The sequence below is a fragment of the Bacillus sp. 007/AIA-02/001 genome (assembly GCF_004634455.1).
Taxonomy (GTDB): Bacteria; Bacillota; Bacilli; order Bacillales; family Bacillaceae_G; genus Bacillus_A; species Bacillus_A cereus.
The window spans coordinates 89,935-111,016 of sequence record NZ_SEIY01000013.1 but is presented as its reverse complement, the minus strand read 5'-3'; the positions used below and the strand labels follow the sequence as shown (position 1 = coordinate 111,016).

The following is a 21,082-nucleotide window of genomic DNA, read 5'->3' as shown; positions in this document are numbered from 1 at the left end:
TCGCCTTATTATAAAGGTTTACGAACTTTATACATAAATAGCGTATAAAATTTGTTTTATAATTGTCACATGAGTAATAGTAAAATGAGAATTAGATGAGAAAAGTTTAAGCCCATTTTCATAATGGTATTGTATACTGTGTAAATCAAGAACACTTGTAAGTAGGGAGAGAGTATTATGAATTACACAGTATTTCAGTGGTTTAATAATTTTGCTGATTCATCCAAACTATTAGATACGATAATGGTTGCAATTACAAATAGCGCTGCATACGTAGCCATTTTATTTATGCTTATCTTATGGTTTAATAATGGAAAGAAAGAGAATGCAATTAGAAAACAATATACAGTTTTATATACGACGCTTTCGGTTATTATTGCATTAGTAGTAAATGTTCTTATACATGCGGTATATTACCATCCGCGTCCGTTCGTATCACATGATGTACATCAATTAGTACCACATGCAGCAGATTCATCATTTGTTAGTGATCATTCTGTACTTGTATTTTCAATCGCCTTCGTATTTATTCTTAGAGGAGAAAAACTGAAATATATCGCGCTATTATGGGCAGTGTTAGTCGGTATATCACGTATGTATGTAGGTGTTCATTATCCTTTAGATATACTTGGTGCAGCTTTCATAACACTTGTTACGAGCGGTTTAGTAATGCAAAGTACACGTATGTTTGAACCAATAGCGAAATTCGTATTCAAAATGTATGCATTAGTAGCGAGACGAATTCCTTTCTTAGCAAAATATAACCATATCGCATAATTTTCTTATAAAAAGTTCCCATTTGGAAATCCAGATGGGAACTTTTTATAGTAAATAAGAAAAGAGTTTAGAGTGCTATGCAATCAAGTTTTGGTGAAGTTAATATTCAGAAATTTCACGCACCGTATTTTAATTAAATAAAACAAAAAATAACAATAGTTAGTTTTGCATTGTTTTAAAGGAATTAAAAAGAAAACTTCGAAACATATAGTATCGTAAACAAAAACTACAAATTTTAAAACGTATCTTCGTACGAATCCATTCCAAAAGAGAGGAGATAAGTATGCAAAAACTTCAAACGAATAAAGGCGCTCGATATATGATGATTGCTTTTATTGTTTTGTTTCTTATTATGATTTTGCGTATATTCTATATTCAGGCAGTAGGAGTCGTGCATAATGTAAATGTAAAGGACCTCGCGGATGAACAACATAATAAAAAAGGTGTTTTAGAAGCGAATCGTGGTACTATCTATGACCAAACGGGAAAGGTGTTAGTACAAGATTCTACAACGTATCGAGTTGTTGTGAATTTAAAAGGAAAAGATAAAGTGAAAAATAAAGATGAAACCGCACAACAATTAGCCGATGTACTTGAAATTGATAAAGAAGAAGTATTAAAAAACTTTCATGAGGGGCGTACGCAAGTTGAAATTGGAAAAATTGGTCGGAACTTATCTAGGGAAACGAAGGAAAAAATTAATGATTTAAAAATACCAGGTGTATCTTTTATGTCGGAAAAAGCAAGAGTGTATCCGAATGAAGATTTTGCATCCTATATACTGGGTTTTGCTAGACCAGATGATAAAGGGAATACGGAAGGAAAGTTTGGGCTTGAAAAGAGTTTGGATAAATATTTGCGCTCTACAAACGGGAATATAGAATATGTGGGTACACGAAGAGGGATTCCACTTACGAATGATATAGGAAAAGTAGAACCTGCTAAAAATGGGAATAACGTATATTTAACGCTTGATAAACAAATTAATAGCTTTTTAGAAGAAGCGATGAACAAAGCACAAGAGCATTATGATCCTTCTATGTTAATTGGCATTATTGCTGATCCAAAAACAGGAAAGGTTTTAGCGATGTCTAGTAAACCGAGTTACAATCCTAATGTAGGTGATATCGAATACTTTTTAAATGATCCGATTGCAAATGCATATGAACCAGGTTCAACAATGAAAGTTTTTACGTTAGCAGCTGCCATTAATGAAGGTGTATATAACGGAAAAGAATATTTTCAATCTGGAAAATATTCCGTTGGTTCCTCTGATATAAAAGATCATAATGGTGGATTTGGATGGGGATCAATTACATTTGATGAAGGTTTTGAAAGATCATCAAACGTAGCTTTTTCTATTTTAGAAGATCAGTTACTGAAACCAAATAAATTTAAGCAATATATGAATAAATTTGGATTCAATCAAAAAACAGGAATAGATTTACCTGGAGAAAGTAAAAATACTTTATTATTAAATACGCAAATTCAACAGGTTACAACTTCTTTCGGTCAAGGTTCTACAGTAACTCCGATTCAATTAATCCAAGCGGCTACTGCTATAGCAAATGACGGGAAAATGATGCAACCATATATCGTTGATAAAGTTGTAAATCCAACAAACAAAGAAGTTATTATGGAAAATCAACCGAAAGAAATTGGGAATCCGATAAAAAAAGAAACAGCGGACAAGGTTAGAAGCTTAATGGAGCGTGTTATAACATCTTCAAAAGGAACTGGTACAATGTATAAAGTGGATGGTTATCCAATTGGAGGTAAGACAGGAACAGCACAAATCCCGAATCCTGAAAACGGCCGATATATGGAAGGGAAAGAGAATTACATTTTCTCCTTTTTAGGAATGGCTCCAATTGATGATCCGGAGTTAATCGTATACTTAGCTATTAAACAGCCAAAGTTAAAAGGAGATGAGTATGGAGCTCAGCCGCTTGCTGAAATATTTAAACCTGTTATAAAAAACAGCCTTGAATATTTAAAGGTGAAACCGTATACCGAAAAACAAATAGCTGATGCAGCGAAACAATCTCAATTAAAAGTACAAAATTATGTAAATCAATCGATGGGTACAGCAGAGAAAAGTGTAGAAAAAGAGAAGCTACAGCCGGTAATTTTAGGAGAAGGAAAAATAATAAAACAATATCCACAGTCTGGCGAGGTAATGAGTGAAGGTGATCGTATATTTTTATTAGGGAATAACGCACAAATGCCAAATGTAAAAGGTTGGTCCATGCGTGATGTTATGTATTTCTCTAAGCTTTTGAAATTAGATTCGAAAACTTCTGGTACAGGTTATGTAACGAGCCAAAGTATTGAAAAAGGACAAGATTTACATGAAGGAGATACACTAGAACTAGAATTAGAACCGCCGTTACAACCGTTAACAGAGGCGAATACGAATTAATTCAGGTATTTGGAAGGAGCTAGATGCAAATGGCTCTTTCTTTAGAGCTGTAAGTAATTTCACGCACCGTAATTTTCAGAAAAAACAATAAATAAACGAATCAATAGAGACATGTTATTAAATATCTGATTATTTTTTATTTACAGTTAAAAATAATTGTGATAATATGGAAAAAATCAAATGCAGTGAAGAGAAGAGTAAATAAAATGAATTTTTTACAGAGAGCTCCATTTAGCTGAAAAGGAGTAAAAATTCTTTATTGAACCAAGCCTCTGAGCAGCGCATCGGAACCTATTATTAGGGGATGGTGTGACGGGAGCTCCCGTTATAGAGCTATGGTATAAGCATGAGTTAGAATGCAGTACCTGATAAGGTTAATATGGTGACATATTAACAAACTAGGGTGGCACCGCGATGATAAATCTCGTCCCTAAGATTAAAAGTCTTGGGGGTGGGATTTTTTTATTGTTTTAAAACAATTTTGAAAGCGGGGGCCAAAAATGAAAAACTTTCTTAAAGATTGGAAATATCCTTTATTACTACTGTCCGGTGTTGGTATTGCGAATTTAGGGGCATGGATTTACTTAATAGCACTGAATGTACTTGTCTATAATATGGGTGGCTCAGCCTTAGCTGTTGCTGCTTTATATGTAATAAAACCATTAGCCACTTTATTTACAAACGCTTGGTCTGGGAGTATGATTGATCGTTTAAATAAACGGAAGTTAATGATTCACCTCGATATATATCGTGCGTTATTTATCGCTATTTTACCTTTACTTCCGTCAATTTGGATTGTTTATGTATTTGTATTCTTTATAAGTATGGCCAGTGCAATTTATGAGCCAACTGCTATGACGTATATGACGAAATTAATTCCAGTAGAACAAAGACAACGTTTCAACTCATTACGTAGTTTAATAGGATCTGGTGCATTTTTAATTGGTCCAGCGATAGCAGGGGTTTTATTAATTGCGAGTACACCAGAGATTGCTATATATATAAATGCTATAGCATTTCTCTTATCAGGATTCATTACATTACTTTTACCTAATCTTGATAAGAAAGAAGCTTCGGATACAACAAGTAATACATTATCTCTTACAGTATTAAAAAAAGATTGGAACACTGTTATAAATTTTAGTAGAAAACATGTGTATGTCGTATGCGTGTACTTCTTATTTCAAAGTATGTTCGTATTAGCAACCGCTACTGATTCACTTGAACTATCGTTTGCAAAAGAGGTATTACTACTAACAGATAGTGAATATGGTTTTCTAGTTAGTATAGCTGGTGCAGGATTTATTTTAGGTGCCATAACAAATACAATTTTGTCAAAGAAATTAGCACCTTCACTTCTAATTGGAATAGGATCATTATTTATTGCAATTGGTTATTTAATTTATGCTTTTTCAAATGTATTTTTAATAGCTGCTATTGGATTCTTTATTTTATCTTTTTCAATGGCATATGCAAATACAGGATTTTATACATTTTACCAAAATAATATCCCTGTTCATATGATGGGACGGATCGGGAGTATATATGGACTTGTTATTGCGATAGTAACAATCTTTGTTACAATATTATCTGGTGTTGCGACTCAGTTCATTTCTATACAACTTGTAGTTATTGTAGGTTCATTGATCATGTTATTTATTACTATCGTCTTGTGTGTGTTTACTTTATTCCCATCACAATCTAAGTTGTATTCTACTGAATCAATAAAGTGAAACTTTAATCAGGGGGCATCCCCCCACTGATTATCAGCCCTCACCAATCGAGCTTTTACGGGCAGCAGGGTCCCCACTTAACTTTTTTGCTTTCGCTGAATTTTGAGATGGGGGTCTTACTGTCCACAAATAGCGGGATAAATTCGAAATGAACTTTGTGTTCTCATTAACAATTTATCGTATTTAATAAAAGGGTTCTTTCCCCTTTATATGGAAAAATCAATAAGGGGAAAGAACAATACCGAAAGATAAGGGTGGTTGTCGTGATAAAAACAAAAGATGAAATTGATAAAATTGTAAAAGAAATACAAAAGAAAATAGATTTCTCTGGAGTAGTTTTAGTAAAAAAAGAAAAAGACTTAGTCTATGAAAAAGCTTTGGGTTACGCAAACCAAAGTGAATGTATAAACAATACGATACAAACAAGTATACAAAATTACTTTTAACTCCTCACATTCAAGTAAATGATAAACAGTCCTACGGCTATGGAATATGGATTGAAACACGAGAAAACAAGGTATTCAAATATCATGTAATGGGATATGATCCAGGCGTCAGTTTTCGCTCGGCTATATATCCAGAATTAGGAATAACTTTAGTTATTACGTCGAATAAAGGGGCAGGACCTGAAAAATTAATGACAGAAATAGAAAGAGCTTTTTAATTATATGGATTTAAAAGAAGAGATACGAAAATAATTTAAACGGGTTCATGATTGTTTCTGTTTTGAAAAATATTTTAGTTAACGAGGAACCCTTTATTTATTAAATAAGGGTTTTTTGTAATTCTGTACAATTATATATAATTATATGGATTTTTAAATTAGAAAACATTACTATATAGTTGTAAATTTTTATTATTAATTCATATGAAAGGATGTGTTAACAATTTGTATATGATTAACGGTAGTGTGTTTATTATTTTAGGAGTTATTTGTTATTTAATTGTACGTGGAATATTAATTGGTACCAAAAATACAAAACATGTAATTTGGTGGAAAGAAATAATAAGTTTTTTATTTGTGATCTACATTTGTATGGTTGTTGCAGTAACTTTATTCCCTTTACCAATCGGTTTTCCTTTTAATATTGAAAATCTGAATCGCTCGGTCAATATAATACCATTTGCATCAATTATTAAAGACATCAATCAAATTGGTAGTGCTTATGATGGAGATACCCTATTTATGATTGGTCTAATTGTAAGAAATGTAGGCGGGAATATTTTATTATTAATGCCTTTAGGATTTTTAGCACCAATCCTATGGGATAAATATAAGAAATTCAAAAATACAATTTTATTAGGGTTTTCTATATCAGCTAGTATTGAATTGCTACAATTAATTGAGTCTTTATTTAGTGGAGTGGGACGTATTACTGATATTGATGATGTGATCTGTAATGTTATAGGTTCTATTGTTGGATATTGTATTTATATTATCTTTTTAAAAGCTATTAATAAATTTAACATTCGAGTGTTGGGTAAAGCTAATTCTAAAGGTGTGGAATTAGTTGATAAATAGGAGTTTAAACGAGTTATTAAAGGCGTACGAGTAAAAAGTACGTCTTTTTATTTTTATAAATAATGCTTAAGGCTGATGAGAAATCACATTTTCCATCTTACACTTGAAAGTAGCTATCTTATTTCAAGTATGGAATGAAAAGAGGAGAATATAATCTTTAAAGATAAACAAGTTTATAGGAGGATTCTAAATGGATATTTTACTTGTTATTCTTATTATTGTTTTGATGCAAAGTAAAGAACGAAAAGTGAAAATAAACCGTATTTGGCTCATTCCGGCTTTGTTGTGTTTTGTAACAGTTCAATCCATTATTCATATGGGACAAATAACTTTGCTGCAAGGACTACTGTTTGTTGTAATGCTTGGAATTGGCTTATGTCTTGGGATTATACGGGGAAGAGCTTTAACATTTCGATTAGATAGTGAAACAGGTCATGTACTACGAAAAGGAAATTGGGTAAGTACAATAATCCTTCTTGTTATTTTAGGAGCAAAAATTATGATTAAACAAAGTATGTTTTCGGGTAGTACGCACCAGACATTAATGGTTGTAACAAATGCCTTTTTATGTATTACATTAGGCACTGTGATTAGTAGACGTTATTATATTTGGAAAAAATATAATGAATTAACACAAAAAGCGTAAATACATTCATCCCTTGTTTAACATTGCTAAGAACGGTAATACTAATTAACATTGAACTTTTACAACAAGGGATGATAATATGATATACATTTACACAGATTTTGGTGGAACACATACTACCTCACTAGCTGCAGCGTATCATTTAAATAAATTACCAACGGATCGCAAGTTAACGAAAGAAGAAATTTTGAATGTAGATTACTTTAATAAATTGAAAACAGAAGATATGGGAAAAATTATTTTTCATGGCATAGATGAACATGGTCATCCTGTATATACGATTGGATGCGGCGCATCAAAAGTTGTTGTACCAGCGATGAAGCATTTAGGAGAAATCTTGCAAAAACATTATCAAAGTCATGAAAAGATTATTTTTTCTAATACATCACCAACCGTACCTTTACCAATGACTTTCGGTGGGCTGTTTTCTAGAAGGTTCCATATCGATTTTATTGGCGTACCGTTACTCGTATGGGGAGCAAAAATTTGCTGTGATAATATACAAAGGCTTGTTAGTTATACAAAAGAAGCTGGCCGATTAACGAATGATTATGTTGTAATTTTAGATAATGAAACTTTTAAATAGTATATGATAACAAGAAAATCGAGCAAATTCCTTGATTTTCTTTTTTATTTGTGAAATAGACAAGAAATAGTCACATTTAATATACATCTACTATAGCCAAAACAATAAAGTCCTGTTACTATTACAGGGATATTCTCTTTTCGTAACATAAATATATAGAAAAATTAGAAAAGAGGAATTGAATTAAGGGAGGAACAACATGAAGCGTGTTGCTTGGATTACTGATAGTACAACTGCGAATTTTAAAACAGAAGGAGATAACTTTGTTATCCCAATCGAAGTTATTATTGATGGAATTTCGTACAAAGATTGTGAAGAAGGTGTACGTGAAAGGGTTTATAATGCGTTAAACGAAGGTAAAACAGTCACTACTTCACAACCTAATATTGGGGAAATGGTAGAGTTATTTACGAAATGCAAAGAAGAATATGAAGAAGGATTTGCAGTTGCTATTAGCGGAAAAGTAAGTGGAACCTATCAAAATATGAAGTTAGCTGCAGAAATGGCAGGTTTTCCATTAACGGTATTAGACAGTGAAACAACAAGTTATCCAATGGATGAACTAATTAGAAAAGCGAAATCGTTATACAATGATGGTATGACTTTACAAGATATACACAAAACATTAGTAGATGAAAAAAGAAGACCTTTTCATGTATTCCCAAAGAGTTTAAAAGGTCTATATGCAAGTGGCCGTGTAAAGGGCATGCAATTTTTACTTGGAAGTTTATTAAGTGTTAACTTAATATTAGAAGTAAAAGGTGGAGAGCTTTTACTTGAAAAGAAAGTTCGTAAAATCCAAAAATGTCGAGAATATATTAAAAATGAACTTGAAAAAGAATTACCAAAAGTACTTCACATGTTCCATGCTAACGATAAAGCTGGAGCTGAAGAATGGATTGCAGATATTAGACAAGCATTCCCTGAAATGGATTTCAAATTATATCCATTACCAATTTCATTTGCAGTTCATGCAGGTGAAGGTACAATAGCAATCAGTTATTAAAGTAAAACCCGTGAATGATTCACGGGTTTTTTCAGAGAGACCTTATATACTATAAGGTCTTTTGTACCTCTTAAAATGGCTTGAATAGCGTTTATTTGAGGTCATTAGGTAGTTAGAGATTGATGACTATCTTTAACGAAAAAAGTTGAAGTCATATTTTTCAATGTTAATAAATCAGAATATTCTTTCTGTTATTTCTGCAGTTACAATCTATTTACATATAAGATTATTAGGATTATATTGACAATGAAAGAGAAAACAATAGATGGAAGGGGATGTTTTTATGTTAAAAAAAGCAGCACTAGGGATTTCATCGTTAGCAATCACAGCGTTCGTCGGATTAGGGATGGCAACAAAAGCTTCAGCTGGACCAGCAGCACCACTTACTTCACTAAACGTCGTACAAGTAGAGTCTGAGCTAGGCGGGGTAGAAACAATTAATCAGAACAGCTTCAGCACATCGCGTAACCACGGGGGAAAATATTTATATATTACAACGAAAGAAATGGGCTATGGCCAAAACCCATTTGCTAAAATGAATGGTTCTAATGTAAAAAGTATTGATTCCACTATAATTGGCGGAAGACCAATCGTTGGCTGGTATTATAAATGGGATGCTTCTGGACACCAACAAGGAACTTTTGAGTACCAAAAGACATCTATAAATGCACCGTTTAATACAATGCGTACATCGATTTATATCCAATAATTTTGAAAGCGTTCGCACATATAGAATAGTAAAAAAGGTACTTCTAGGAGTACCTTTTTTTGATTTGAATCACGTTCATCTATATTTACAATCCTAATTTCACAGCAAGAATACTTCCCATAAAACAAAATCCTTAAACGTCTATAAAATTAATATGAACGCGTAGTACAAGTCCGCTACAGTTAAAGTACGTAACTTTACATATTTCAACTCAATGAAAAAGGAAGAAACTGCAGTACTTACGCCGCAGTTTTAAATTCATCCATGAACTCACAGTTTTTTAGATATATAAACATAAACGTACTACTTGCTACTCTTTTTTAAATTCAAGATTACAAAAGGAGTAGTTAAACTTATATAAGCTTAGCTTAATGGGGATGTGGCGGAACTTTAAAATTAATTACATCTTTTTCATAGCATAAATAATTTTGTATAGGGAGATGAAAGGATTTTTTAAAATAATAAAGAAGTATGTATAAACAAATATATAAATGGTAGTGATTAGGATGAAAATCAGTAAGTTTGCAGAAGTAAATAATGTAAGTGTAGATACGATTAGACATTATATGGACCTCGGACTCGTTATTCCCGAGAAAAAAGGAAGTCACTATTTTTTTGACGAGTATTGTCAAAAGGATATAGAACTTATATTAGAGTACAAATGGCTAGGGTTTAGCTTGTATGAAATTAAAGAACTGTTTCTTTATAAAAATTTAGGGAAATCCTTAGGCTATGAAAAGGATAATTTTTATCAATCTTTATTTAAAGTAAAATATGAAAAGATTGAACAAGAAATAAAAACTTTAGAGGAACGAAAATGCAAATTAAAGGAAGCGTTACATAATTTATCTATAGAAACTGAAATTTCGAGTTCAATTTTAGGGGTAGATTTAAAAGTACTTCATTTATTTAAATGTGTTAAGTGTAACGGAAATTTAATTCTTGAAGATGGCATTATTAATAAGAATCAAATTATTGAGGGAAAGTTAATTTGTAATTGTGGTGAAGAATACACGATTATTTCAGGGGTTTTAACAGCTGGTAACTCAGTGAAAGCGTATGAAAAGAAATCACTTGAAGATTCTATTTCGGATTATATTCATGAAACTGATACTGCTTTTTTGGAAAATGTTCAAAGAGGAGGAGAATGGGCGAAAAAGAAACTAATGCAATTAGATTTAAATGAAAAAATACTACTTGATTTAGGGTCTGGTATTGGGTTCTTTTTACGAAATATTTATGAAGAACTACCGGAAGAGTGTTTATATATTGCTGTTGATCGAGATTTGAATAAACTTTTACTTTTAAAAGATGTAATTGAGAGAAGAAATGTGAAAAGAAATATTGTATTTATCTGTGCCGATTTTCTAAACATACCTATTCAGAATTATTCTATTGATATTGTAATTGATCAATCAGGTACAAGTAATTATAGTTTTGAACATGAGGAGTTCTTATTGTGCGAATTAAATTCTCTTTTTAAACACAATAGTTATTTATTAAGTTCGTTTATTTTATTTAATAAATTTAGTATAAATAGCCAAATTGCACCTAGACTCAGAGAGAATTTTACATCTGTAAAAGTAACGAAAGAAATCCAAAATCTACAGTTTCAATCGATTGATGAAAGTACTTCAAATTATTTGAAACAAGGCGGAAAGTACGAGGATTTCTTTGTTCAAGGTGAAGAAATTTATACATATTCATTTTTAGGAAAAAGATGGGGTTAACCTCAACATAAAAAGTCCGGTTATAAAACTGGACTTTTTATGTTGATTTATACTTTTTGTGATTTAAAGAAAAGGAGAATGTTAATCTACATATTTAGCACTCACTGGACAGTCTCTTGTCGGTGTATGTCTAGTAAGAGAAAAGATAGCCAAACCTAAAGATAATAAAACTAAAGATCCACCAACCCAGGCCATATTGGCGACATTATGTACTTGTTTTAAAGCTATACCTCCAACTGCAGAGCCGAGTGAAATTCCTATTTGTAGGGCTGAATTATTAAAACTTTGCTGTATATCTGACGTATCCGGGGCAGTTTGGATTAAATAACTTTGTTGAGGTGGTGCAAGCCCCCAACTCAATGCAGCCCAAACTATCATAACAGGAATAAATAGGATAATAGAAACTGCAGTAAACGGTAATATAAATAAGATTAGAGCAAATAGAGTAATAACTATCAAAATACTTTTTTGAGCGCCTATTTTATCTGATAATACACCGCCAAACGCACCGCCACTTACTGCAGCTATACCAAACACTAAATAAAATATGCTAATCCAATAAGGACTTAGGTGAAACTTATTTTCTAAAAAAGGAGTAAAATAAGCATATAGAGTATAGTGTCCTGCTAACATAAACATGGTAGCTAGATGGGCAGATCCTAGTTTAAGACTACAAACGGCCTTTAATTGGATAGATAAAGGAGTTCGGTTTTCCTCTCCAGGTATTTTATCTAAAAATACTGAAATTAAGATAATAGACCCCAATGATAAAATAGCTATACATAAAAAAATAATTCTCCAGCCAAATGTGTTTGAAATTAATATGCCTAGTGGTACTCCTAGTACAAGTGAAGAGCTAATACCCATATAAATTAATCCTAATGCTTTTGCTCGATAAGCGGGATTAACAATTTTAGCTGCAATTGTTAGGGAAAGTACTACAACTAAAGCAGTACTCATAGCAGTTAAAATTCTTGCTATCATCATAAAAGTAAAGTTCGGACTAAAATAAGTAAGTAGATTACCAATTAGAAAAATGTAAAGTGAAATAATATATAATTTTTTTCTTTCCACTTTACTTGTGAAAATCAATAATACAGGACCTGCTATTGCATAAGTAAAGGCGAAAATTGTAATTAATTGACCAGCAGAACTTAATGAAACATTAAAATCTTTAGCGATGTCTGGCAATATTCCTCCAACGATAAGTTCTACAAGACCTACCGCTATCGTTGCTAAAGCTAATATAAATACTTTGAAATTCATTTTTTATATTCCCTTCTCTGCATTATTTACCGTAGAACAAAAAAACTCCTGACTACAAACGCTAAAAGACGCATTTTGTAGTCAGGAGTTGTTGGTTCCTGGTAGAGACCCCCAAGCCATATTCTTGGAGTTATACATGATTCTCATATGTAATTAATCAACGTAATAGAAGATACCATATTATTTTTTAGATTTCAATAAAAAATTTGCATTTGTACATGTGATCTTATTAATCATTTTATTTTTTATCGTTGTAGGAGGCACTAATATCTTCAGTTGATGTGCACGGGGTTAACCCCATCTTTTTTCATTTCTTTGTAGTAATTTTTAAACACAGTGTATTGATATTGGGTTAACCCGAGAATTTACACTTTATGTAATACAAAGAAAAGTGGGGGAAAAGTGATGGGAAGTTTACGATTATATATAGAAAATAAAAAAAGAAACCAAGAACTAAGAAATATTTGTTTATATTCAATTGCAAAAACAGTATCACTATTCGGTAGCTCAATTTATAGTTTTGCATTAGGATTGTATGTTTTACAAATAACCGGATCTGCGTTACATTTTGCGATTACACTCATATTAGGAACGATTCCAATGATTGTTATGAATCCATTTGCCGGTGTCATTGCTGATAAGGTTGATAAAAAGAAACTCGTCGTTTGCATGGATGTATTAAGCGGGTGCTTATTAATAACTGTTTATATATTAAGCAACTATTATGGATTAAACTTATTCATTATTTATACTACTACCCTTCTTATGACAGTATTTACAACGTTTTTTGGAATAGGATTAGAGGCCGTAAAACCGAATATGGTTACTAAAGAACGGTTAATGAGTATTAATTCTATAAGTAAAATTATCGATTCTATATCTTTAATTTTAGGGCCTATGTTAGGGGGCATTGTTTTTGCAATCTTGGATATAAAAACTTTTATCATTATTAACGGTATTTCATTTATCCTTTCGGCTATATCCATATTGTTTATAAACTTTAAATTGTGCGAGCAAAACATAAATGAGGAATGTTCAATTAGAGAAATTAATTTTATTGAAGATATAAAGGAGGGATACTCTTACTTATTGGAGCGGAAAAGCTTAAAAAATACTTTTAGTATTTTAATTTCACTTAATTTCTTTTTAGGCTTTGCTGTAACCGTTCCGTTGCCATACATTATTAACACAGTTCTCAATCTTAATTCTAAGCAATTTGGTATGATTCAAGGGACTTTTCCGATAGGTATGATAGTTGGTGCAATATTAGTAAAAAAGATAACTGATTGTTTTTCTTATTCTTATCTATTGAAAAAAATAAGTTTTATGTTGGCAATTTTTATGATAGTTTCAGGAATACCTGTTTTATTTAAACCTATTGTAGTAAATAATTTGGTATATGTTACTACGTATTGCATGATTATGTTCTTTTTAGGATTTATGATAGCACAAATTGATATTCCTTTAATGTATTTCATGCAAAATGAGATTCCTGAAGAATATAGAGGAAGAGTTCTTAGTATTGGATTAAGCTTAGGTAAAATAATGCAGCCAATAGCACTTGCAATATCAGGACTGTTATTAAATTTCATTCCAGCCTACACGCTTCCCATTGCAGGAGGGATTGTATTTTTTACTTTGAATAAAATTTTAGCAAATAAGTTAAATTTAGAAATTCATTCAAAAGATTATAGTGTTTAACGTAACTTAAAAAGCGCAGGATCAGCATCCTGCGCTTTTCTATCGTAATTCAGCTGTTTTTCTAATAACAATCTTATCAATATCATCTTCTTCATCACCAATAAATAACCCGCGCTCTTTTAAATACGCTTCAAAATATAAATCTGCTTCTGCACGTTCATCATACGGTTTTACAGATAAAACGAAACCTAATTTGTTTTGTTCTTCTAAATGAGAAGTGGAGATGTAAGCCGGTACATTGTGGCGTAAAAAGAGTTCTTTAACCGGAATAATCATATCTTTCATTAATTTCGTTAACATACCCATTTCAAACTCGAAATTAAAGCGATCTATACTACATAAATCAGCGAATACTACACCAATAAAACCTGTATTAAATACTTCTTGATATTCTACTTCTTCATCATTACCGTAAAAATTCTTTTCGATTAAATAATTTACAAAATAAGCAATACCATCACTTTGTTCAAATGGTTTCGTTGAAAGAACAAAGCCGATTTTCTTTTGTTTATGTAAATACACACATGACATGTATGCTGAAATGTTATGTTCTTTAAATAGAGAACTTGTTGCCCCAGAGAGGCCATCAAGTACGTGATGAACAATTTGAAGTTTTTTACGAGCGAAATAATAGGATTTCTTTTGTAACTCCAATGTATCAATAAAGACAGAGCCGATAAAGCCTGTATTTGAAATGATAGGTGTTTGCTTTTTTCTTCCTCTGCGCTTTGCTTGAGCCATTGTAAAAATCATCCCTTCATGTACAATTAAAATAAAAAGAACGTTTGTTCGTATATTTATATTTTACTATTAAAACGCTATAAAGTAAAGGGTTTTTGACGAAAAAAACAACAAAAAAGACACCTGTAAAGGGTGCCTTAAACGCTGTAGGGAAGAGGGTTCATCCCTACAATTTATATTATGATACAGAAACAATCTCTTCTGTATCTTCTACATCTAAATGACAGTCCATAGTACGAACATCTTGATCTTCATGACTTCCGAAATAAATAGTAATTTTCATATGTATCGCTCCTTTATTCTAGGAATACCTAAAATAATTACTAGTAATGTTAATATTTATTATATACCACTTTTTTCATTCCGACAACGTTATATCATTTTTAATTCTTTCAGAGCGTATAGAGTGATTTATAGAGATATTTTTATAGAAATAGTTACATTTCGTATATGTTATATTTAATACTGAACGATTTGAATACGAATTTTTATGAAAGGAGAAAAAAGAATGAATTATAAACAGTTATTAATAGATAACTTCACATATAAAACGTCATATATTGCGCGTCATGTACATGGAATGAATGTAAAAGAAACGAAGGACTACATTGCTGTAGATTGTGGTTTACCTGCAGATACATTTAATATCATTACTTTACTAAACAATGATGTAACGGAAGACATTGAGAAATTATATAAAGTGATAAACAACTATAATAAAAAGAAGTTTCCAATGTGTGTTTGGTTTTGGGATAATAGCTATGAACAGACTATAAAAAACGAATTAATAAAACTTGGCTTAAAAGAAGCAGAACAAAATATTGCGATGGTAGCAGACTTAAAGACAATTCAACCAACAATAAAAATGCCAGAAGGTTTTACGATACAAAGAGCATCTTCGTTAGGACAAATTAAAAAGTTTGGGGAAACGTTAGCTAATCTATTTGGTACATCAGAGGAAGGTATACATGTGCAAACATTTTATAATGAAACTGCTTCTTTCGATTTATGGAATAGTGAAAATATGAAACTATATTTAGGGATTTTTAAAGATGAAGTCGTATCTGTTGGTTCATTAGTATGTACAAAAGATAGTATTGGTATTTATGATATAGCAACTAAAGAAAAAATGCGAGGGCAAGGATTTGGCTCCACTATGTTTAATTACTTGCTGCAAGAAGCAAAACAATTGAAAGTTGCTCAATGCGTATTACAAGCTTCACCTGATGGGATTAATATTTATAAAAAGGCTGGTTTTCAATCTGTTGGACAAATGACTGTATTTGAAAATCGACATTTAATTGAATAAATTATTCGATCCAAATTGCTTTCATGTAGGAGTTAATACATCATTATGAAAAAGATATATATCATTACAATCATTTGCACCATTATATTACTAGGTACTTTCGTTTTACATAAAGTAGATGAACGTAAGTACACGAAAGCTATTAATCAAGCAAATCATATAAAAAACATTGCACATAGAGGCGCTTCTGCGTATGCGCCGGAACATACAATAGCAGCGTATAAATTAGGACAACAATTAAAAGGAGATTATATAGAAATTGATCTTCAAATGACAAAAGACGGACATTTAGTAGCTATGCATGATGAAACAGTAAACCGCACTACAAATGGTACGGGTCTAGTTAAGGAACATACATTAGAAGAAATAAAGAAACTTAATGCAGGTTCTTTTTTCAATGAAAAGCATCCAAGTTTAGCAAAGAAAGACTTTGAAGATGCTAAAGTCCCAACACTAGAAGAAATTATTGAAACGTTCGGGAATGGTGCAAACTATTATATTGAAACAAAATCACCAGATGAATACGCTGGTATGGAAGAGAAGCTATTAGAAATTATAAAGCACTACGAAATAAGTGATAACGTTATTATTCAATCATTTAGTGAAGAAAGTCTGCAAAAAATTCATAGTTTAGATGTTACTTTACCGCTAGTACAATTACTACCTTACAAAAAGGCAGTTCAATTAACTGAATTAGAGATAAAAAAGTATAAAACATACTGCATCGGTCTTGGGATGAACTATAAATATATTGATTCCGCTTATGTAAAGAGAATAAAGAAACACGGATTAGAAGTTCATCCATTTACTGTAGATAATGAAAAAGATATGAAAAAGTTACTTTTATGGGGCGTTGATGGGATGTTTACGAATTACCCGGATCGTTTACATTCGTTATTACAATCTTAAACTATAATGGTGTAATTATCACTGAACCAATAAAACAAGTACCCACAAGTATACAAAGATGGTTTTTGGTCCAAATGGTAAGATCATTGAATGCATAAAGCCGATATTGAAATGAAATTTGAAAAAGAATCCAATACTGTTATTGGATTCTTCTTATTTAGCGCTAAGTGACTAACTTAAAGCAATACGATCTTGAATTTATAAATAAAATATTACATTGAGTATGATTTTTCATAATAATCATCAGAAAGTAACGAAAATGTAATGAAGTTTAACTACGCTTTTTATATTTTTTTGATACACTGGCTACGAGAGGAATACCGATTAATGTAGGTAAAAACCAAAACCATATAGGCGGCAATAAATTAATTAAGGGAATATGAATACCGACATTTACTAAAAGTGCAGTAACAGCACCGATATAAGAGCCTAACATACCTCTAATATGGTGATGGAGCCAATTTTTCCAACGTTTTTTTCGTGCAAGGTATCCATAAATCGCAAATGAATAAGAGAAGATTGCTACATAAAATAAATATGCGATTTTATCCCAGTTTATAATGGATAATATAATGGCAGTAACGGTGATAACGACATAGGATGCGTGATATATTTCACCCCATTCCGTATGTTTACCTTTCTTCTTTTGAGCAACCATCGCTATTATCCCAGTTATTAAACATATCGTTCCAAATAATATGTGGATGGTTAAAAGAATGTTGAAAATGCTCATCATAATTCCTCCCTTTTTATTTTTATAGTATTGCAGCATAGGAGAAAAGTTGAAACATATTGTTTATTCACTTTAATATATTGAAGTAAAGGTACTTCAAGAACAAGTTTAAACGGACAAATTTTTCTTGAGTTTAGTGAGACACGTATTACGTGAAATGAAGGAGAGACTTCCATGTTTACATCTATTACATATTTACAATCGGGCAATGACAAGCAACAAAAAATATATGATGTTTTGAATAGCCTAAACATAATGGAGGATTTAGCTTTATATAATCCCGTTCTTTGCGGGACAATCCCGATAAGAATTGATACTCCTCAATCTGACTTAGATATTGTAATGGAAGTATATAACTTTGATGTTTTTGAGCAAGAAATGAGATCTTTATATGGTTCTTATAGAGGGTTCAACATAAAAAAGAAAAAAATGAAAGGTACTGAATCGATAAAGGTGAATTTTGAATTCGAAGGTTTTGAATTTGAATTATTTGCTCAATCTAAGCCAGTGCGTAATCAAAATGCATATAGACATATGATAGTGGAGCACATGTTATTAATGCAGCATCCTCATATAAGGGAAGAAGTTATTCACTTAAAGGAACAAGGTTTAAAAACAGAACCTGCTTTTGCTCAAGTATTAAATATTGACGGAGATCCTTATGAAGAACTTATTTTATTAGGGCAGGAAATGAAATTGTGGTAAATAAAATACGTAAAAAAATCCTCCAAAAACAAAAGAGGATTTTTTTATGCCGTTAACTTCCGAATTAATTCACTGAGCAATTTAATTCCGTTAGTCATTTGTTCTGGAGAAGCATATCCATATGATAAACGAATGTACTGATCTGATTCTTCTTCATAAATACGTCCCGGGTTTAAAAGAATTCCTTTTGATAGTGCCTCTGAAAATAGTTTTTTCATCGGAATGTTATGTACAACCTTTAGCCATATAAAAACTCCACCACTAGGAATATCCCACGATGCAATATCTGCACAATATTTATTTAAAGCTCGTATCATTATTTGTCTTCGTTTTTTCAGGTGCATTCTTACGTTTGCTACATGTTCTTCATAAAAACCTTCATTTATCCATTCAGCAGCTACTCTTTGAGATAAAGAGCTTGATCCATAGTCTGTTTGCATTTTTATATCTGACAATCTATCAATAACAGGTTCTGGTCCAATTATCCATCCAATTCTAAGTCCAGGGCTAAGTGTTTTAGAGAGACTACCAATATATAATACATGTCCATGTTTATCTATTGACTTTAAAGGAGCTGGAGGTGATTCATCAATCCATAACTCTCGGTAAATATCATCCTCGATGATAGGCAACTGCTCTTTTTTACATATTTTTAATATTTCTTTTCTTCGCTCTTTGGACATCAATATCCCCGTTGGATTTTGAAAACAAGGGATTGAGTATAAAATATTATTCTTTTGACTATATTTAATTTGTTTTAACAAGTCGTTAGGTAAAATACCGTGATGATCCATTGATATACCGGATAAGTTTATATTTGCTGATTGAAAAACATGAAGTGAATATAAGTAAGAAGGTTGTTCAAGTAAAACAGTTGATTTTCTATGTAAAAGACCAATTGATATTAATTGTAATGCTTGGAGTGCACCCGAGACTATTAATATAGAACCCGGTGATGCATGTATTCCAAATGATTTTACGTATTTGCTTATTGCTTCACGTAACGGATAAAAACCTTTTTGTTCTTCGTATCCGAAATAATCTAATTCCTCACTGACGTTTTTTATTATAGATTGCATAGTTTCGAGCGGAAAAAGATGAGGTGCAAGTTCACCTTTACTAAGATGGATAAGCGTTTTATTTGCTTCTGCTTCATTTATTTCTCGCACCATTAACTTACTTGGTTTATGAATACCGGCCTTTACATATTCACTCCAATCGGGCGGGGGATTAGTTGCTAATAATGACCATGTATTATTTGTTACAATTGTTCCTGCTCCGATTTGTCCTTGAATTAAACCATCTGCCATAAGTTCATCTAGCGCAGTTATTACAGTACTTCGATTTACATGAAATAATTTTGCTAACTGCCGCTGACTAGGGATTTTACTTCCAATTGGCCATTCTCCGTTTTCAATTTTTTCTTTCATATAGTCTATTATCTGCCGATATTTGGGCACTTTTTTATCGTTTGTCATATAAAAAAACTCCCTCGTTTATTTAAAAGATTCAAAGTGGTTGGTTTTTCCGATAAATAACTGGTTGAAGACATTGTATCAACTATTAAATATGATGAAAAGAAATAATTGGTAATTTAAAAATGGTTGGTTTATTAGGGAGGGAGAGAAAACATGCATAATAAAAAATGGGATTTACGCATTATATGTGCTCACGCTTTTACAATTCTTATATGGGGAACTGCTTTTCCAGCAATTCGTATGGGGCTTGAATCTTATACGCCTGAACACCTTACTTTACTACGCTTATTAATCGCTTCATTTATACTTTTGTTATTTTCATTTATATACAAACTACGACTACCGGATTTAAAGGATATCCCAGCATTTTTTATATTTGGTGCTTTAGGGTTTACTATTTATCACATCGCATTAAACTACGGCGAAAAAACAGTAAATGCTGGATCTGCAAGTTTAATAATTTCAGTCACTCCAATAGTGACGGCAATTCTTGCTTTTGTTTTTTTGAATGAAAAAATGAAATTAAATGGCTGGATCGGTGGTGTAATGAGTTTTGCAGGAATTGCCTTAATTTCATTTAGCCAAGGCGACGCTATTCAATTAAATAGCGGGGGATTATTTATATTATTAGCGGCAATTTCAGAAAGTCTATTTTTCGTTTTCCAAACATCTTACTTAAAAAAATACGGCTTCTTACCATTTACCATATATACAATTTTGTCTAGTACTATATGTATGCTTATTTTCTTACCTGGAGTTTATCAAGAAATACTAGCAGCTCCTCTTGAAGTTAACTTGAGCGTTATATATTTAGGTGTCTTTCCAACAGTACTCCCGTATATTGCATTGGCCTATATTATATCTCGTGCTGGTGCTTCTGAAGCAACAAGTTCTCTATATTTAACGCCAATAACTGCGTGTTTCATTGCTTGGATATGGTTAGGAGAAGTGCCAACTTTAGTTTCGATAATTGGCGGCGTGATTACTATACTTGGAATTGTGATTGCTCATATACCAGTATTAAGAAAAGAAAAACATGGGAATTTAGCAAATAATCAATCCGTATAATGTAATTCAATAATGACTTTAAGATACTTTTTTATATAGTT

At 31.7% G+C, this 21,082-nt stretch carries 18 protein-coding genes, 2 pseudogenes, 1 riboswitch and 1 other annotated feature; of the genes and pseudogenes, 16 read left to right on the top strand and 4 right to left on the bottom strand.

Translation table 11 applies throughout. From position 1 onward, the window contains the following. Positions 1 to 177 precede the first annotated feature (177 nt). From ES895_RS21845 to ES895_RS21795, 11 genes and pseudogenes are all read left to right on the top strand, one after another. Complete coding sequence (locus tag ES895_RS21845; RefSeq protein WP_001110118.1) at positions 178 to 777, top strand: undecaprenyl-diphosphatase; 600 nt, start codon at positions 178 to 180, stop codon at positions 775 to 777. A 283-nt stretch (positions 778 to 1,060) separates the two neighbouring features. Then, positions 1,061 to 3,199, top strand: coding sequence for a penicillin-binding protein (locus ES895_RS21840; protein WP_016110079.1), 2,139 nt, complete (start codon positions 1,061 to 1,063; stop codon positions 3,197 to 3,199). A 176-nt stretch (positions 3,200 to 3,375) separates the two neighbouring features. Next, positions 3,376 to 3,634, top strand: a binding site (T-box leader). 65 nt (positions 3,635 to 3,699) lie between these two features. Continuing rightward, entirely contained in the window at positions 3,700 to 4,932 is a 1,233-nt protein-coding gene (locus ES895_RS21835; RefSeq protein ID WP_097998509.1) for an MFS transporter, read from the top strand. A gap of 263 nt (positions 4,933 to 5,195) precedes the next feature. Beyond that, positions 5,196 to 5,596 (top strand): annotated as a pseudogene (locus ES895_RS21830) (hypothetical protein). Positions 5,597 to 5,609: 13 nt separating this feature from the next. Next, positions 5,610 to 5,678 (top strand): annotated as a pseudogene (locus ES895_RS30130) (GNAT family N-acetyltransferase); the annotation flags it as partial. A gap of 143 nt (positions 5,679 to 5,821) precedes the next feature. After that, positions 5,822 to 6,454 carry a VanZ family protein gene (locus ES895_RS21820; RefSeq protein WP_000281849.1) on the top strand — a complete coding sequence of 211 codons (633 nt, stop codon included), beginning with the start codon at positions 5,822 to 5,824 and terminating at the stop codon, positions 6,452 to 6,454. 190 nt (positions 6,455 to 6,644) lie between these two features. Next, entirely contained in the window at positions 6,645 to 7,100 is a 456-nt protein-coding gene (locus ES895_RS21815) for a CcdC protein domain-containing protein (RefSeq protein WP_000353706.1), read from the top strand. A gap of 79 nt (positions 7,101 to 7,179) precedes the next feature. After that, positions 7,180 to 7,686: a DUF3189 family protein gene (locus ES895_RS21810; protein WP_000639421.1), complete on the top strand. Its 507-nt coding sequence runs from the start codon at positions 7,180 to 7,182 to the stop codon at positions 7,684 to 7,686. Positions 7,687 to 7,885: 199 nt separating this feature from the next. Next, entirely contained in the window at positions 7,886 to 8,692 is an 807-nt protein-coding gene (locus ES895_RS21805) for a DegV family protein (RefSeq protein WP_000831921.1), read from the top strand. A 283-nt stretch (positions 8,693 to 8,975) separates the two neighbouring features. Then, positions 8,976 to 9,401: a DUF4879 domain-containing protein gene (locus tag ES895_RS21800; protein ID WP_135238638.1), complete on the top strand. Its 426-nt coding sequence runs from the start codon at positions 8,976 to 8,978 to the stop codon at positions 9,399 to 9,401. Positions 9,402 to 9,907: 506 nt separating this feature from the next. Then, on the top strand, positions 9,908 to 11,131 hold the full coding sequence (locus ES895_RS21795; protein ID WP_058839779.1) for a MerR family transcriptional regulator: 1,224 nt from the start codon (positions 9,908 to 9,910) through the stop codon (positions 11,129 to 11,131). An 81-nt stretch (positions 11,132 to 11,212) separates the two neighbouring features. On the opposite strand, the gene ES895_RS21790 is transcribed toward ES895_RS21795, so the two are convergent. After that, the gene (locus ES895_RS21790; protein ID WP_001009822.1) at positions 11,213 to 12,397 is read right to left on the bottom strand and encodes an MFS transporter; all 1,185 of its coding nucleotides are present in this window, start codon (positions 12,395 to 12,397) and stop codon (positions 11,213 to 11,215) included. 58 nt (positions 12,398 to 12,455) lie between these two features. Then, a riboswitch (purine riboswitch) is annotated at positions 12,456 to 12,555 on the bottom strand. A gap of 247 nt (positions 12,556 to 12,802) precedes the next feature. Here ES895_RS21790 and ES895_RS21785 point away from each other — a divergent pair. Next, on the top strand, positions 12,803 to 14,098 hold the full coding sequence (locus ES895_RS21785) for an MFS transporter (RefSeq protein ID WP_135238637.1): 1,296 nt from the start codon (positions 12,803 to 12,805) through the stop codon (positions 14,096 to 14,098). Positions 14,099 to 14,137: 39 nt separating this feature from the next. Here the strand turns inward: ES895_RS21785 and ES895_RS21780 are convergent, their stop codons facing one another. Next, positions 14,138 to 14,851 carry a hypothetical protein gene (locus ES895_RS21780; RefSeq protein ID WP_002196556.1) on the bottom strand — a complete coding sequence of 238 codons (714 nt, stop codon included), beginning with the start codon at positions 14,849 to 14,851 and terminating at the stop codon, positions 14,138 to 14,140. Positions 14,852 to 15,347: 496 nt separating this feature from the next. Here ES895_RS21780 and ES895_RS21775 point away from each other — a divergent pair, with 496 nt between their 5' ends. Both ES895_RS21775 and ES895_RS21770 read left to right on the top strand, forming a co-directional pair. Next, entirely contained in the window at positions 15,348 to 16,148 is an 801-nt protein-coding gene (locus tag ES895_RS21775; protein ID WP_135238636.1) for a GNAT family N-acetyltransferase, read from the top strand. A gap of 45 nt (positions 16,149 to 16,193) precedes the next feature. Further along, positions 16,194 to 17,057, top strand: coding sequence for a glycerophosphodiester phosphodiesterase (locus tag ES895_RS21770; RefSeq protein WP_000725521.1), 864 nt, complete (start codon positions 16,194 to 16,196; stop codon positions 17,055 to 17,057). A gap of 271 nt (positions 17,058 to 17,328) precedes the next feature. Here the strand turns inward: ES895_RS21770 and ES895_RS21765 are convergent, their stop codons facing one another. After that, positions 17,329 to 17,790, bottom strand: a complete 462-nt coding sequence (locus tag ES895_RS21765) for a DUF2306 domain-containing protein (RefSeq protein WP_000021728.1) — start codon at positions 17,788 to 17,790, stop codon at positions 17,329 to 17,331. Positions 17,791 to 17,964: 174 nt separating this feature from the next. Between ES895_RS21765 and ES895_RS21760 the strand changes: the two genes are divergently transcribed. Beyond that, positions 17,965 to 18,495, top strand: a complete 531-nt coding sequence (locus ES895_RS21760; protein ID WP_000495170.1) for a DUF4269 domain-containing protein — start codon at positions 17,965 to 17,967, stop codon at positions 18,493 to 18,495. A 44-nt stretch (positions 18,496 to 18,539) separates the two neighbouring features. Here the strand turns inward: ES895_RS21760 and norG are convergent, their stop codons facing one another. Further along, positions 18,540 to 19,973 carry an efflux pump transcription regulator NorG gene (gene norG, locus ES895_RS21755; RefSeq protein ID WP_000180304.1) on the bottom strand — a complete coding sequence of 478 codons (1,434 nt, stop codon included), beginning with the start codon at positions 19,971 to 19,973 and terminating at the stop codon, positions 18,540 to 18,542. Positions 19,974 to 20,126: 153 nt separating this feature from the next. On the opposite strand from norG, the gene ES895_RS21750 reads away from it, so the two are divergent. Further along, positions 20,127 to 21,041, top strand: a complete 915-nt coding sequence (locus tag ES895_RS21750) for a DMT family transporter (RefSeq protein WP_000551611.1) — start codon at positions 20,127 to 20,129, stop codon at positions 21,039 to 21,041. Positions 21,042 to 21,082: the final 41 nt, after the last annotated feature.